This window comes from Shewanella sp. 5S214, assembly GCF_041439795.1.
In the GTDB taxonomy this organism is placed as follows: Bacteria; Pseudomonadota; Gammaproteobacteria; order Enterobacterales; family Shewanellaceae; genus Shewanella; species Shewanella vesiculosa.
The window spans coordinates 64,753-80,874 of the sequence record NZ_JBGOOV010000009.1 but is presented as its reverse complement, the minus strand read 5'-3'; the positions used below and the strand labels follow the sequence as shown (position 1 = coordinate 80,874).

Below are 16,122 nucleotides of genomic sequence, written 5' to 3'. Positions count from 1 at the left end.
ACATCACTCACTTATACTCGAGTTAACCATTAGGGTTAGTCAACTTAGGTCCATACTTTAACAAATTGATTAATCCTTAGCACAAATCATACAAACACTAATCTAAACTCAGTTAACTAACGTACTGAAGTGCAAACCCAATAACATTATGATACTCAATGCTATCACCACAAGACACTTCAAGGATCATTGAAATGGCATGGGAAGACCGCACGCCATTTGAAGCCATTGAGCACCTTTATGGCTTAACCGAATCAAATGTGATTAAACTCATGCGCTCATCACTCAAACCCAATAGCTTTAAGTCGTGGAGAGCCCGTGTTAGTGGCCGTAAAACCAAGCATCTTAAACTGCGCCCAGAAGGAATTGATAGAGCGTATTGCTCAACGCAATATAAAATGCCTCAAAAGTAATCTCATCAATGATTAACTAAGGTAAAAAAGCAGCATAAAAAAGGGAGATGACGATGCATCTCCCTTAATATTTATAAGTACTTTAGCCCTCTTTTAACATGTCACTGCACGACTTATTAAGTAACTGACGACAACGCCATACCCCAAGAATCGCCACAATGATTGCTCCAGCAATTGGTGTGATCCCCCACCAAGGCCAATGCATATAAACGACCAACTCAAACACTTGGGTTTTAAGCATGTACAAAGCAAACTCAGCAACAATGACTGCCAATAAACCTGCGATGGCCCCAAGTAAAGCAAATTCAAATCCAGTAGCCGCTCTTAATAACCAACCTGATGCACCAAACGTACGCAATACCGCCAATTCTCGCTGCCGAGTCGCCATACCAGCTTCAGTCTGGGCTATCAGTACTAAAGCACTGGCCAGTAACACTAGAACCAACACTAATGACAAAGATAATGACACTTGATCGATAATTTGTCGTAACTGTTCAACCATAGCGCCAACATCAATAATCGATACGGTCGGGAATTGTTGGATCAATTGCAGCACCACTTGATTCGCGGTCAGTAGGCTGCCGTCCGCGGCTAATTGCGCATCATTAAGATGAAAGCTCGCCATCGAGGTATAGGCAAATGGCGCTAATGCTTCTGGGGTAAAAATCATGAAAAAATTAGGCTGTAGAGTTTCCCATTGAACCTGCCTTATGCTGGTAACCTTAACCGAGAAAGCTTGATTATCTATGCTATAGGTTAGCTTATCGCCCAACACTATACCTAAGCGATCAGCAACACCAGATTCAACCGACACATCATTGCTAGCCTGATTAAACTCACCTTCAAGGAGCTTATTATTAGGTGGTAAGGTCTCTCGATACGTTAAGTTTAGTTCACGAGAAATACCTACTCGCCCTTCAACACCGTCCTCAGACTGCTTGCCTGAAATCAACTCTTCATCATTAATATGCGTCAAACGACCACGAACCACAGGATAAATGTCAGTCGCATTAATATGATTAAGCGTCAAAAAGTCATTCAATGGTTTAGCATCTTCAGGCGCAATATTGACTAAAAAGTAGTTAGGGGCATTTTCAGGTAACTGCTTTTGCCATTCATTGAGTAAATCTTGGCGCAAAGCCAAAATCGTTAACAGTAATACTAACGCACTACTAAAACCGACTAATTGCACCGCATTTTGGCGCGCACGGCGGCGAAGACCAGCCAAAGCTAATTGGAAGGGATTGGTGGTTTTCATGCCAATACCATGACCAAAACGGATCATCACAAATCCAAGCACGCTTAATAACAAACCTAATAGTAGTACTGCAAGCACCACTGTCATGGTCAAGGCTAAACTTCTTGAATATAAATAGCCTAACAAAGCCATGGCAGCCAAACTTAATAGCAGATGTAACCACATCCCCAGTTGCAAACCTTCTAATTGACGCTGCAATACTCTTAAGGGCGGAATAGCTAACAAGCGCATTAATGGATAAGCCGAAAACATAAATGCACTAATCAAACCCGTGCTAACGCCTAGTAATACAGGGCGTAAGTATGGTGGTGAATAAGCGGCGATTTCTTTAGGCAGAAATGCCGTTATACCAAGATCAAGTAATACTCCGCCAAGCAGCCCCAGTGCAATACCCAGTAAAGTCACCAAAGACAGATGCAGTCCGAATAATACTCTAATTTGCTTACCCGAGGCGCCAAAGGTTTTGAGCATGGCAACGACATCATAATGGCGTTGGCAATAACGCTGCGCCGCAATACCAATCGCCGCACACGCAAGGGCTATACCGAGTAAACTGGCAAGCAGCAGGAATCGCTCAGCACGTTGCACCGCCGAAGCGATCGGAGAATCTCCCGACTGCACGTCTACCCATCTTTGGCTGTTATTGAGTAAAGGTTTAGCTTGCTGCTCAAATACGGTTAATTGATCAGCATTTCCGGTAAATTGGTATAAATAAGTCACCCTACTGCCTGGCTGAATAATACCTGTCGCCGCCACGTCATCTAGGCGGATCAGTAACACTGGCGAAGATGCAAACGGATTAAAACCAGCATCAGGTAAACGCTTAATCTCTTCGGTTAGTGATAGCTCACTATTGCCTAACTCAATGCTTTGCGGGAAACCAAGTAAACCACCTAGACGACTCTCAAACCATGCTTGACCTGTCTTTGGCAACTCCTGAGTGACACCACTACTGAGTTCGATATCGCCTTTTAATGGGTAACCATCACCTACAGCTTTGACCGTCACTAACTGAAATTTATCTCCGGAATATACCATCGAATTAAATTGCATATTGGTGACATGAGCGAGACCAAGCTTATCCGCTATGGTCAGCACTTGTGGGTCAAGCTCAACTGGCGAGTCAATAATACGGTCGGCAGCAATAAAGTTGGCCGCTTCACCGTTAATAGCAACTTGTAAACGCTCACTGACTCGCGCAAGCCCAGTTACTGATAACACTGCTAACGTAATCGCCAATACAATAAGAATTAATTGCCCTTGAGCGAGTTCACGTTTAAACAAGCGCCACGCAATTTGCCATTCCATTAATTAACCTCCGCAGTAAACTCAGAGTGTTGTTGACTCGAGAGATTGACTACATTGGGTTCTGATAAGTGACCATTTTCCATCACTAACTGCCGGCCACAGCGCTTCGCAAGATGCAAATCATGAGTCACCAAGACCAGCGTGGTGTCACTTTCTTGGTTTAAAGCAAACAGCATATCGGCAATTTTGTCACCGTTTACACTGTCCAAGTTGCCTGTGGGTTCATCTGCAAACAATACTTTAGGCTCGCAAATAAAGGCTCTTGCAATGGCAACACGTTGCTGCTCGCCACCGGATAATTGTTTAGGTAAGTGATTTAATCGATGAGATAAACCAACACGCTCTAGCATGGATTGAGCTTTTTGTTTGGCATCTTTAACACCAGAAAGCTCTGCTGGTAACATGACATTTTCTAAAGCCGTTAACGTGTCAACCAACATAAATGACTGAAAGATAAAACTGACTTTTTTCTTACGCAATGCGGCTTTTTGTTCTTCATTTAACCCAGATAGTGCTACACCATCTAACACGATTTCACCAGAGCTAGGAGTATCTAATGCAGCAAGCAAACCTAGCAGTGTCGACTTGCCTGAACCTGATGGTCCCAAAATGGCGATACTGTCTCCTTGCTTGACTTCTATATTAATGCCGTTGAGGATAGTCAACTCTCCCTCTTGGGTCACGACAGTTTTATTGAGGTTAGTTACAGTAATGGCACTGATATTTCGATCGATATTATTAGACATACAATCCTTCTTCTATTCGTCACTTAAACGCGTGCTTAGTAGTGTGTTTTTACTGATAGTAATGAGTGTACCAACCTATGCTGCCACGATTTTGATATTGGGTGATAGCTTAAGTGCAGGCTATGGCATGTCAGAAGAGCAAGGATGGGTGCAATTACTCCGCAACGAACTGCCACAGCATCAAATTATAAATGGCTCTGTTAGTGGTGAGACCACGGCGGGAGGATTACGAAGACTCCCAGGTTTACTGACCTCAAGCCAACCCGACTTAGTTGTCATTGAGCTAGGCGGCAACGATGGATTGCGGGGTTTTCCGCCCAGCAAACTGAAATCAAATCTTACACAAATCATTACCTTATCACAGCAACATGGCGCCAATGTTTTATTAACCGAGATAATGGTACCACCTAACTACGGCCCTAGGTACGCCAAATCTTTTACTCAGATTTACCACCAATTGGCCGATGAATATAGCATTAAGCTAATACCCTTTTTCATGCAAGATATTGCGCCAGACAAATCTCTAATGCAGCGTGATGGCATTCATCCAAATGAGCAGGCGCAACCTACTATTACGCAATGGATGTTACCTTGGATCACTCAAGTATTATCCGAGTAAACACTTAAAATTAAATGAGTTTTGCTTAATATGTTAAAAAAAAATTAATATAGTGATCAAAAGTCATTTTAATTTAAGCATCTGTGTTTAAAATGGACACAGCAAGCAGATTAAATCACAATCAATAAATAACGATAAACTTTAGACAACAACAAAGGCAATAAGGAAATAATATGTCCGTCAGTCGTCAAAAAAAAGTATACTTGCCAACAGCAACACGTAAAAATCAATACATTACCATTGGTTTTCCATTAACCGATGAATACCTCAATACGTATGCTGACTTAGAAACTTGTTATGATGAGTTTAGTAAACTTGTCTATCAACTCGCCGAAAAACAAGAATTATATAACGTCCACGTTGTCACCACTGACAAACTGCCTATGGTTCGTTTCCATAGCGAAGCTTACTGCTTAAGTTCAAACGAACAATTACGTTTCTTTTATAATCCAGCCCACCATGAAGCTAACCGAATCCACAGCACACCTGGGTTTCGAGCACGCAAATTACGTATTGTGTTCCTAGCCACAGGCGATGATTTACGCAGTAATTCAGCGAGTTTCCACAGTAAAGTTCAGCATTTTATTTCTGAACTTGCGCCATTATTGCCCGTTAAGAATGTGCCGATTAAAATTCGTGACCATCAACATATTTCTTATGACTTTTTTGCCAAAGCCAAAGGCTTAAAAGAAACTTATGGGTATAAATTACGAGCGGTTGATAGTCGCTACCAACGTCGACACTGTGAACTTCCTGAAAACGTCAGTACGCTAAACTACGTCACCATCAATATCCCAGTTGATCGCAGGATAAAAAAACAATTACTGGCTAATGATAATGTCGACTTTGGCAGTATTTATCAAAATGTTTATGACAAGTTTGTCCAAGCTACGCAAAGTAAACAATTAAGCCGTGTCGCTATGGTTGCTAATGGTAAGTTACCATTGGTTCGTAATAGTAAATATGAGCAACTTACTAGCACTGATGAATTCCAAATGATTGGTTTTGACCCAAATGTCCAATCACCAGCACCTATCGGTCACTGGGACAGCAATAAACTAGTCGATGTATTTCGTTTTGTTATTGTCGCTGGCAAGAGTGATGAAACAGATGAAGGCTATGGTCGCTTTATGAACCAAGTTGAAGATGCGTTACGAATATTTACGCAAGAATTTGATATCGACAAAGAACACGTTGATGTCATCTTACGCTTCCACCAGCATATTAGTTATAAAGCACAATAATCTGAATCATTCAGTTTGATGCTTAATATAAAAAACGACAGCAAAGGCTGTCGTTTTTTTATGATAAAACGTTTTACTTACCATAATCAGATTAAACCGATTGATTGCGCTCAATCAGTTTATTCATGACAGCATTAACTGATAACGAGGCACCATGGGCAATTTTATCAGCCAGCTTTTTCTTCATTTGATATCTAATTTTGATGACTTGATGAGTTTTTACAAAGTTCAGAATCACATCATCACTGGTAGACACTTCATCAATCAAGCCTAAATCGATCGCTTGTTGACCATACCAATGCTCTCCAGTGGCAACTTTGGCGATGTCCATACTTGGACGATAACGACCAACGAACGCCTTAAATAGCACGTGTGTCTCTTCTAACTCTTGTTGGAATTTAGCACGACCTTCATCTGTATTCTCACCAAATACCGTTAACGTTCGCTTAAAATCGCCGGCAGTGTGTTGCTCATAGTCAATATCATGCTTTTTAAGTAAACGATTGAAGTTAGGCACCTGCGCTACAACCCCTATCGACCCAACAATAGCAAATGGTGCGGCATAGACTTTGTTAGCCACACACGCCATCATATAGCCACCGCTTGCTGCCACTTTATCAATACAAATCGACAAGGGGATATTGGCTTGGCGTAAACGGTCTAACTGACTTGATGCTAGGCCATAGCCATGAACCATACCGCCACCACTTTCAACATTTACCAGCACTTGATCATCTTTATCGGCAATCGTTAGAATAGCCGTCACCTCTTCACGTAATGAGGCAACCTCACTGGCATCAATACTGCCTTTAAAATCAATTACAAATACTTTCCCTTTGGTTAAATCTTGTTTCTCAGCGGCTTTCTCTTCTGCTTTTACTTGCTTTTCGTAAGCCTTAAATTGCTTTTTAGTCAGTAGTTCTTCTTTCAACTCATGTTTAAGTTGAATTAGCTCGTCTGAAATATCGGTCAGGCGTAATTCACCTTTATCAGCTTTATGCTTCATGCTGCTAGCGAGCACCAAGATCACCACGGCAGCTATCGCTAGCACTATTGTCACAGCTTTCGCTAAAAATAAGCCGTATTCATATAAAAATTCCAAATCTCGCTCCATACAAGGAAAACATTCTGGCGACATTTTAACAGTAATCACCAATAAATAGAGAATAAAAAACCCAGCAAATTGCTGGGTTTTAATTAAAAACGAACACTAATTAGTAAGTATTAGTTACAACTCTTAATAACATCGCTATTTGACACGACTATCGTTGCTTGTCCAGCACCTGCCGACTTAGCAAATCCAGCTACTTGAGATTGCATTTCAGCTGTTGCTGCAGCAGCCATACCGTCAGTGACACCTTCCACTTCACCTGGGCTCACAATAGAACTGTGATGGCCTTTAGAGAAACGAACTGCACCTGAGCCTGGCATAGTTGAATCAACACAACCTAAACCAATTGCAGTAATTAAAGGCTCAGTACCCGATAATGGAAAGCCTTCAACACTGTTAGGCAATGTCTGGTCTGGTAAGTTTGTCGCGTCGCCAGCAACTTCAATTAAGTGAACAGGTAAACCTGTTGCCGCTAACATTGCACCATGGTTTACAGGATCTGCAGAGTCCATCGCAGTTTGTACCGCTAATGCAAACGATGGAAGAAATCCAGCGTATACCGCTTGTACTAACGCAGCATATTCAGGAGTGCCTTCTTCGTAACCGGCAGTATTTGCCGTAGCTAATAAAGCAGCGAACGTGCTTGAGGCTGTGACATTATCAAATAACTGTGGACCAAAAGCAGCAGAGCCGGCAAATGCACCAGCCAAACCACCCGCAGGAGCCACTAACGATGCTGCGTTAATCGCATAAGCGTTAGGTAAAGTATCGCCGGTCATTGGGTTAACTAAACCTGTGCTAGCATAAGTAGCAAATGTTGTTCCTACAATGCCACCTAAGCTTAAGCCTTGCGCACTGATTTTAGACACATCAAACACTTGTGGTTGATTTGCCGCCGCTAATTGCTGCGCCATTCCGGTCAATAATAAGCGTAATGCTAAATGGTCTAAGGTTGCCTGACGGAAGTTATCACGCACCGTTAATGTACTAGCAATGTTAACAAACACTAGCGGGTTACCATTTTCGAAAGCATCAGGAGTACCAATAACATTACCAAACGCAGGTGCTGTTGCTGAAATCTCATAGATACCATCTTTATCTAAATCAAACGAGCGAGCACCATGCAAAGGCATATCGATTGAAATAGTCGCCACACCAGCAGCTGCATAAGTTCCTGCATAAGCTAGCGCCATTTCTTTACCACCGCCTAAACCATGCATAGCAATTGTCACAGGCCAGCCATTGGTTGGTGCAACAAACGCATCACCTTGAAACGCTGCTAATTTAGCCGCGTTGGGTATGGTAATTTGCACTGGAATCGTTTCATAACCTTTGATAGCAGGGATTGGATTAAGACGAGTTAGGTGCTTAGTTTTATCAGCTGATGTGCCGTCGTCAAGCATCCATTGCTTACCAGCAAGTAATGCAGGATTGGCTAACGCAGCTTGTGGGTCAACACCTTGCTCAGACGCTTGAGCGAAGAAATTAGCTTGGCTTAATGTTCCCGCCTGAAGTGACAACAATACTGAAACTGGACTATCACCTTGAGCAAACCAGCGACCATTTGGTGCAGTTGGCTTACCATCAACAACAGGAATCACACAGCTGGCAGAAGAACAGTCACCATAGAATGGCACTTTAATTTTTGCCGTATACACGTCTGCAATATTGGCTAGCGTATAAGCTAAACCACTCGCTTCCGTTAAACCAACAGCCTGAGCAACCGTGTAACCTGCTGGTGTTGGCGCTTGGACAAATGAAGGTGTATAGGCAGGATTAGATGCCATTAATAACTTAGTGGTTTCATATACGTTAGCAACTGACTGAGTGGTAAATAAGCCAGAGTAAATAATATTGTCAGGATCAACACCATGGGCTGCTGCAGCCCCTTTTTCGTAGCTATTAACTAAACCTTGTAATTGTAACTGCGCTGCAGTTTCTAGCGGCTTAGTTTCAATATCTAATTTTAATAAGTTATACGTCGTCGATGCAGCAATACTTCGACCCAATGAGTCGTGGATTAAATCAGTTGCAACATATAAATAAGATTGGATCGGCTTAAGCGGCTTAAGTGGCACGATAACAACGTTGTTACCTGAGGCTTTAGTCACAAAATCAACACCAAATGTTAATTCTTCACCCACTTTACAAGCTGAAACTGAGGCCTGTGAAGTACACTCAGGATCGGTAGATAATGAACCGCCCACTGTGGCTTCAAAAACGCGCACCGCGCCTGGCTGGAATACTGAGTCAGCATCAATCGTTAATGCATTACCTTGAAGGTCTTTTGCTAACTCCATTGTTATTGATATTGGTGAGCTAGTTGACCATCCATCTAATGCACCCAGTGCAGTTTGAGGATTGGTATAATCGACACCGGTTTCACCCGGAATTGTCAACGTGCCATCCGTGGTGCCACTAAACAATAAATCGTTCGGTAAAGGTAGCTTGCCATTAGCAGGATCGAATTGAACGTGTGATAAAGGCACCAAAGGTTCAACATTATCTTTTGCTTCGTTAAAAGTATCACCACCACATGCCGTTAAGCCAAGAGCAGATGCAATTGCAACACCCAAAATGAGTCTTTTCATCTTTTTTTCCCCAAATCTTGTTTTAATAATTTTGTTTTCCCCAAGAATTGGTCACAATAGTCCTATCATGCGACCAAATAAGGACTTATGTTAGTCCTCAACTATTCTCAAGTTAACGTAAAATTATTGAGTTAGCTACAAGTTTGTTACATGCAAATGACCTATTCATACACAATTATCAATCATTTGTTTCAAACGGTCGTTTATTTTTTATCCGGTACTAGATTTGACGGGCGATTGCGCGTAGAGGAAATAATTAATCATGTTGGAATATCAAGCGACAAAAGATTTACTGAATAACAAAACAATCTTGGTTACTGGTGCTGGAGACGGTATTGGCCGTGCAGCATCAATCGAGTTCGCGAAACACGGCGCAACCGTTATCTTACTGGGTAAAACGGTCAAAAAACTTGAAAATGTATACGATGAAATAGTGAATGCTGGATATCCCAAACCAGCTATTGTGCCCTTAGATATGAAAGGTGCGACTGAACAGAATTATATTGATATGGCAGACACCATTGCTGAACAGTTTGGTTGTTTAGATGGCTTATTGCATAATGCGTCACAATTGGGGGCATTAGGGCCATTTGAGCATATTGATTTAACCTCTCTTGAAACCATTTTAAAAGTGAATGTCACCGCTCAAGCCATCATGACCAAATCGTTATTGCCGATTATGCGCAAAAGTGAACATGCCTCAATTATCTTTACCTCAAGCAGTGTGGGTCGTAAAGGGCGTGCTTATTGGGGACCTTATGCTTTTTCTAAATTTGCTACCGAAGGCATGATGCAAGTTTTAGCCGATGAATGTGATAACACTTCCATAAGAGCCAATAGTATTAACCCAGGTGCGACTCGCACTGAAATGCGCGCAAAAGCTTATCCTGGTGAAGATCCACTGACATTGAAAACAGCACAAGAAATCATGCCTACTTATTTATTTTTGATGGGTAATGAATCTATTGGTACAAATGGCCAAGCATTCAACGCTCAATAATCAGCTGACATAAGGCTAGATTTTAGTTTTTACTGAGATGACTTTAGCTTTGCATAAAAAAACGGAAGCCATTGCTTCCGTTTTTAGTGTGACTGAGCATCTAGCCTAGAAGCTCATATTCTCGGCATTCTGGCTAACTAACTTATCACCAATACCAGTAACCAAAGTGAGCTGTTGCACATCGGTGAATTTACCGTTTTTGGTTCGATAATCCACAATCGCTTGTGCTTTGGCTTGCCCAATACCTTTAAGCGCTTGTAATTCTTCTGCGCTGGCTTTATTAATATTGATCTTTTGCATTTTGGTTGATGTTGTCTCAACCGTTTTAGTCACTTTTTTTGTGGGTTCGGCCATCGTCTTAGCTGTTTCTGCTGCATAGGTATGGCTACTGAGCAAGCAGCAGGCCCCTAAAAACACTGCTGTTAAAGTCAATGATTTCATTCGATTCTCCTTTCTTTCCTTGATTTGCTGGTATGTTGTCCTTCTCCATTACCAAGCTCGAAAGATCCGCAACGCTTTACCGTTTGCGGATCGGAGGCTAAATGTAGTCAATAAAATCGAATTGTTCAAAAAAAATACATATTTTTTTATTCACTCTTGTCGACTGTTTGAGTTTGTTTCGATTTACTTTTAGACATCATTGACGACGTAAACTGCTTTAATTCGCCCAGTAAATGCTGATGTACATGTGATAATTTAGGCTTATTGTGTTTATTGAAGGCAATGGGACGACACAAGGTCATCGCTTGATAACCTAGCCGTGCGGTAAGTAAACCACCACCAAGCCCTTGTGCAATTCGGGCAGATAACTTACCAGTCATTTCTACTGATAATAATTGGGTTCCTAAATCGGTAATCACCTCGGTACTGCCAGCATAAATAATATTAGTCACAATGCTACGGATCAGTTTTATACGGCTCCAGTACCCCAATTCCACCGCATAAATTGCAGCAACTTCATTAATCATTTTTTGATTTCGCCACAAAATAATAGCCATATCCAAAGCAGCTAATGGACTTGCGGCTAATAGTAATGCCGATTCAGCAGCAAAGCGGTTAACACGTTTTTTGGCCAGTAAATCACGTTCGGACAGCACAATATCTTCAAATAATAATACAATCTCAGCATCATTATGTTCATGGCTACAGGCTTGTAAATATTGTTGTTTAGCCTGGTTATTAGGATATTTTGCCAATATTGGTGCCAAAAATGATTTGGCCTCGCCCATTTGCATACTTAGTGACAATCGTTCAGCTTTAGCTTGATGATCGCTGACCTTTTTAAGATTAACTAATTTGCGCCATTCTTTGAGGGTAATCACACATGCCCACAAACTCACAATAGCCAGCACTGTGGCATAAAAACCAAATAGCCATGGACTTTGCTGCAAAGAATCAATTAAGCCCATCACGGTTTGCACTACCACCAATAGCACCAAAGCAAATACTGACAGTTTGGCCAGTAGCGACCAACGCTTTGATTTTGGAGGTTGAATGCTTTCTTCCATTGATGCTGGTAATTCTGTTAGTGATAGCTCACAAATAAAATCAACTTCTTCAAACGATTTAGTCGGCTTAATAGTTTGTTCAGCAGAATGAGTTTCATCTGCCACAATAAGGTCTGACTCGGTAAATAATTGCGATTTTTTTATCGGCGAATTGCGTGTAGGTTCATTCATAACTAATGCTCACATTTATTCTCAAAATAAAAACGATTAAGATAATTTATCGCCTAATAGAAACTCCAACAGATGGTCGAGACGAATGTGTTCGAATTGCGGATTATTATCATGCATATGGCTCAAGTTGGGCGGTAGAAAAGCACTAAAGCTAAAGCCTTGTTGTTGCCAAAACTGAGCATCGGGTAATGATGTAGGTACATCTCCTGGGTATACAGTGACTTGCTTACCATCAAGCCCAGTTCCTTTTACCACTTCTTGTTGACCCCCCGCTATATTAACCATCCCGTGTTGAGTGGCTTTAATGGCACTTATCGCCATGGTTTCAACCTCACTGCCTTCAAAGTTGGCATAATGCTGGCTTTGTTGCAGCATGGCGGTTAACAAACTAAGCACATGACTTTGCTGATCACGGGTCACTCGGTCTACTTGGCTGGCAGCAAATAACACTTTATCTATCCGTGGTGAAAATAAACGTTTAATTAAGCTCGATTGGCCAAACTGAAAACTTTCCATAATGCTGTTTAACGCACGCCCCATGTCATTAAATTGTGCCTGACCATGATTAAGTGCGTTTAAACAGTCAACCAATACTAGTTGACGATCAAATCGAGAAAAGTAGTCGCGGTAAAAAGGCTTAACCACTTGTGATACGTACTGATCATAACGGCGTTTAAGAACGTGGTAGTTTGAGTCACTTGAGCTTGCTGATAATTCTGTGTGCTCAATAGGACTTAAACTAAGCAAGGGAAAGAATGTCAATAATGGAGTATTTTCATACTCTCCTGGTAATAACATGCGCCCAGGCTGCGCGTGATAAAAGCCCTGTTGTCGTACCAAATCAACCAATAAGATTTGATACAAATCGGCAATGTGTTTAAGTTGCTGCTCGTCAGCTAATTGACTTAAGTCTAACTGTTCTACAGCCTGATTAAATGCACTGAATAAAGGTGAGTGGCGTAAACATGACACATTAATTTGTTGTGATAAGCACCATTGGCTGAAATCTTGTTTAAGCATAGGTAAATCAAGTAACCACTCACCGGGATAATCAACAATATCAACATACAAGGTTGCGGTATCGGTCAATTTAGCTAACAAACCTTGTTGTGGCTGGTACTTAATCGCTAAACGTAATTCAGTAATATTTTTGGTCGAAGCTGGCCAATAAGGAGGTGATGAGCTTAATGCATTCATTGCGCCTTGATAATCAAAACTGGCAATGTCTAAATCAGGTTGCATAGCCCGATTAACGGCAATTAACCGACCTTCACGTGCGACTTGCCACAAGGGTAGCGGATTGTGCTTAGCACTTTTACCGGCATGCAATAACTGATTGACTAAACCACTGATAAAAGCTGTTTTGCCTGCTCCTGATAACCCAGTAACGGCTAATCTGACATGACGATCTGTACTGCGATGAACCAAAGATTGCGCGGTTTGAGTGACGCGAAACAAAGAACGGTCTAAAAATCTCATGATGGCTGATGGCCCCCCTAAAGAACAAGGGCGGATAACCGCCCATTAGAAGAATTAAAGACTATTGATTTGGCGTTTAAGATCGAAATTGTCTGATGTGACATGTTCCTCGAGTCGTCTTAATCGGACTTCTAATCCATTAAATTGACGATTAACATCAAACAATGCTTGCTTTGCAGGCTCACCTGCTTGCCAAACTTTCTTTTTAATTTCAATATCTTTGTACTGTTCCTTGTGTTCTATGTCTTGTGGTTTAATATCTAATATCATCCATAATGCGATATAAATAACCAACACGACCCCTGTCCCACCCAGTAACAATATCGACACAGCAATCACTCTTACTAGCCATGTCTCAAAGTTAAAGTAATCAGCAAGACCTGAACACACCCCAGCCACTTTACCACTTTTTGGGTTGCGGTATAGGGTACGACCATTAGCTGAGCTCATGTTTTGCTCTCCACTCTGGTGATTCAGTATCTAAAATCGCTTCTAATGTTTCGATGCGACCACTCATTTTTTCTGCTTTAGCGATTAGACCATTAAGCTGATTGAATTCTTCCTCGGTGAGCCCCTGGCTCACTTGTCGCTTACTGCGATAATGAAGAACCAACCAGATAGGTGCCACAACCACCATAAAGATGATAATTGGTGCAATAAGAAGATCCATATCCATAACTCACCTCTGAATAAATTTACGCTTTCGATTTAGGTTGTGCTTTTGCACTCATTTTTGCTTTCAATGCTGCTAATTCATCATTGACAGAATCTTCTGCCTCTAATGCTGCAAACTCGTCAGCAAGGACGTTCTTTTTACCTAAATCATATGATTCTACTTGTGCTTCAAGTCCTTCAACTCGACGCTCGTATTGTTCAAACTTCATCATGGCATCATCAATTTTGCTTGAATCAAGCTGCTTCTTTACTTCAAGACGTGAAGTAGCAGTTTGCTTACGCATAATGATGGTTTTTTGACGAGCTCGAGCATCGTTCAGTTTTTCTTGAAGTTGGGCTATTTCGTCTTTTAAACGGGCAACATGTTCTTCAACAACTTGTAGCTCGTTTTCAAGACTGGTTAATAAACCAACCGTTTTTTGTTTCTCACCTAAGGCTGCTTTTGCTAAGTCTTCACGATCTTTGGATAGTGCTAACTCAGCTTTATTTTGCCAATCTTGGACCTGCTCTTGAACGCGAGCAATTCGGCGAAGTAATTCTTTTTTCTCAGCTAATACTTTTGCAGAGGTTGAACGAACTTCAACAAGTGTGTCTTCCATTTCTTGAATGATAAGACGGACCATTTTTTCTGGATCTTCTGCTTTATCAAGTATTGCGCTAATATTTGAATTAACGATATCGGCGAAGCGAGAGAAAATTCCCATAATGTGTTCCTCAAAGTTAACATGGATGTCGCAATAGGTATTACACATTACGTGCCAACATTTCCAAATACAATAATATCAAGCGTTTAAACAAAAAATTAACTTTTTCTTTCATTTATCACTTAAGCCATTTATCATGATTTTCACTAATTATTAGTCGAATTCACCAACAATTTTGCGAGTAAGCTAACTGTGAGCAAACAATTCCAGCAAGATAATCTCATCGGCCAATCTAATGCTTTACTTGAAGTATTAGAACATGTGTCTAAAGTTGCGCCATTATCAAAGCCTATACTCATCATTGGTGAGCGCGGCACTGGCAAAGAATTGATTGCTGAACGATTACACTACTTATCGCCTCGTTGGGATCAAAACTTTATCAAATTGAACTGTTCTTCACTGAGTGAAAATTTACTAGAAAGTGAACTGTTTGGCCATGAGTCTGGTGCATTTACTGGTGCAAAAGGACGACATGAAGGCCGTTTTGAGCGCGCTGACGGTGGCACACTGTTTTTAGATGAGTTAGCCAACACATCTGGATTAATCCAAGAAAAATTATTACGTGTTATCGAATATGGTGAATTTGAACGCGTCGGTGGCAGTAAAACGGTTCAATCTGATGTTAGGCTTATTTGTGCCGCCAATGAAGATTTACCCACCTTGGCTGACAATGGTGAGTTTAGAGCAGATTTACTCGATCGTTTAGCCTTTGATGTGATTACCTTGCCCCCATTAAGGCATAGAACCGAAGACATTATGCCGTTGGCAGAACATTTTGCGATTAGTATGGCAAGACAACTATCACTAGAGTATTTTGGTGGATTCAGTCCACTCGCGATAGAACAATTAATGATGCACCGCTGGCCTGGAAATATCCGCGAATTGAAGAACGTTGTTGAGCGAAGTGTGTATCGTGAAGGGGCTGATGGCCAAGAAATTGATCATATTATATTAGACCCGTTTGCATCGCCCTATCGTCCGGTTAATCGAATCAAAACCCGCGAGCGTCAATCGGCGCCAGTTGAACATGTTGCAGACATCATCACAGAACACCAAGCGCAAAGTACTGAAACAGATGCATCAGTGTTGCTCAATAGCATCGAATTTCCAATAGATTTTAAAGAGTATACCGAAAAAAGCGAAATAGAATTATTACAACGCGCGTTAGCTGAAGGCCAGTATAATCAGAAAAAAACTGCAGATTTACTAGGTTTAAGCTATCATCAACTGCGCGGAATTTTGAAAAAGTACAACTTACTCGACAAGAGCTGATTCTAGGTGGGACATGCGCATTG

15 protein-coding genes are annotated in these 16,122 nt (G+C 41.4%); 5 read left to right on the top strand and 10 right to left on the bottom strand.

Annotated elements, in window-relative coordinates; translation table 11 throughout:
• Nucleotides 1-158 precede the first annotated feature (158 nt).
• Nucleotides 159-413, top strand: coding sequence for a TIGR03643 family protein (locus ACED29_RS08155; RefSeq protein WP_124016432.1), 255 nt, complete (start codon nt 159-161; stop codon nt 411-413).
• 82 nt (nt 414-495) lie between these two features.
• Here ACED29_RS08155 and ACED29_RS08150 read toward each other — a convergent pair whose 3' ends face one another.
• On the bottom strand, nt 496-2,979 hold the full coding sequence (locus tag ACED29_RS08150; protein ID WP_371697429.1) for an ABC transporter permease: 2,484 nt from the start codon (nt 2,977-2,979) through the stop codon (nt 496-498).
• Nucleotides 2,979-3,725, bottom strand: coding sequence for an ABC transporter ATP-binding protein (locus ACED29_RS08145; RefSeq protein WP_124016430.1), 747 nt, complete (start codon nt 3,723-3,725; stop codon nt 2,979-2,981). Before ACED29_RS08145 ends, ACED29_RS08150 begins: the two co-directional genes overlap by 1 nt.
• Nucleotides 3,726-3,786: 61 nt before the next feature.
• On the opposite strand from ACED29_RS08145, the gene ACED29_RS08140 reads away from it, so the two are divergent.
• Together ACED29_RS08140 and ACED29_RS08135 are read left to right on the top strand one after the other, a co-directional pair.
• A complete protein-coding gene (locus tag ACED29_RS08140) occupies nt 3,787-4,344 on the top strand; it encodes an arylesterase (RefSeq protein ID WP_182743035.1) in 558 nt (185 codons plus the stop codon).
• 173 nt (nt 4,345-4,517) lie between these two features.
• Nucleotides 4,518-5,588 carry a DUF3083 family protein gene (locus ACED29_RS08135; RefSeq protein ID WP_182697019.1) on the top strand — a complete coding sequence of 357 codons (1,071 nt, stop codon included), beginning with the start codon at nt 4,518-4,520 and terminating at the stop codon, nt 5,586-5,588.
• Nucleotides 5,589-5,679: 91 nt separating this feature from the next.
• Here the strand turns inward: ACED29_RS08135 and sohB are convergent, their stop codons facing one another.
• Together sohB and ACED29_RS08125 are read right to left on the bottom strand one after the other, a co-directional pair.
• On the bottom strand, nt 5,680-6,690 hold the full coding sequence (gene sohB / locus ACED29_RS08130; protein ID WP_165870088.1) for a protease SohB: 1,011 nt from the start codon (nt 6,688-6,690) through the stop codon (nt 5,680-5,682).
• A gap of 122 nt (nt 6,691-6,812) precedes the next feature.
• Nucleotides 6,813-9,290 carry a VolA/Pla-1 family phospholipase gene (locus ACED29_RS08125; RefSeq protein ID WP_371697428.1) on the bottom strand — a complete coding sequence of 826 codons (2,478 nt, stop codon included), beginning with the start codon at nt 9,288-9,290 and terminating at the stop codon, nt 6,813-6,815.
• A 262-nt stretch (nt 9,291-9,552) separates the two neighbouring features.
• On the opposite strand from ACED29_RS08125, the gene ACED29_RS08120 reads away from it, so the two are divergent.
• Nucleotides 9,553-10,290 carry a YciK family oxidoreductase gene (locus ACED29_RS08120; protein WP_371697427.1) on the top strand — a complete coding sequence of 246 codons (738 nt, stop codon included), beginning with the start codon at nt 9,553-9,555 and terminating at the stop codon, nt 10,288-10,290.
• A 105-nt stretch (nt 10,291-10,395) separates the two neighbouring features.
• Here the strand turns inward: ACED29_RS08120 and ACED29_RS08115 are convergent, their stop codons facing one another.
• The 6 genes from ACED29_RS08115 to pspA all read right to left on the bottom strand — a co-directional run bounded on the left by ACED29_RS08115 (nt 10,396) and on the right by pspA (nt 14,827).
• On the bottom strand, nt 10,396-10,731 hold the full coding sequence (locus ACED29_RS08115) for a ComEA family DNA-binding protein (RefSeq protein WP_182697022.1): 336 nt from the start codon (nt 10,729-10,731) through the stop codon (nt 10,396-10,398).
• A gap of 146 nt (nt 10,732-10,877) precedes the next feature.
• Complete coding sequence (locus ACED29_RS08110) at nt 10,878-11,969, bottom strand: TIGR01620 family protein (RefSeq protein WP_371697426.1); 1,092 nt, start codon at nt 11,967-11,969, stop codon at nt 10,878-10,880.
• 36 nt (nt 11,970-12,005) lie between these two features.
• Nucleotides 12,006-13,448: a YcjX family protein gene (locus ACED29_RS08105; protein ID WP_371697425.1), complete on the bottom strand. Its 1,443-nt coding sequence runs from the start codon at nt 13,446-13,448 to the stop codon at nt 12,006-12,008.
• Between the two features lie 54 nt (nt 13,449-13,502).
• Nucleotides 13,503-13,898, bottom strand: coding sequence for an envelope stress response membrane protein PspC (pspC, locus tag ACED29_RS08100; protein WP_371697424.1), 396 nt, complete (start codon nt 13,896-13,898; stop codon nt 13,503-13,505).
• On the bottom strand, nt 13,885-14,124 hold the full coding sequence (pspB, locus tag ACED29_RS08095; RefSeq protein WP_124016420.1) for an envelope stress response membrane protein PspB: 240 nt from the start codon (nt 14,122-14,124) through the stop codon (nt 13,885-13,887). Before pspB ends, pspC begins: the two co-directional genes overlap by 14 nt.
• Before the next feature lie 19 nt (nt 14,125-14,143).
• On the bottom strand, nt 14,144-14,827 hold the full coding sequence (gene pspA, locus ACED29_RS08090) for a phage shock protein PspA (RefSeq protein WP_124016419.1): 684 nt from the start codon (nt 14,825-14,827) through the stop codon (nt 14,144-14,146).
• A gap of 192 nt (nt 14,828-15,019) precedes the next feature.
• Here pspA and pspF point away from each other — a divergent pair, with 192 nt between their 5' ends.
• Complete coding sequence (gene pspF, locus ACED29_RS08085; protein ID WP_371697423.1) at nt 15,020-16,099, top strand: phage shock protein operon transcriptional activator; 1,080 nt, start codon at nt 15,020-15,022, stop codon at nt 16,097-16,099.
• Nucleotides 16,100-16,122 lie beyond the last annotated feature (23 nt).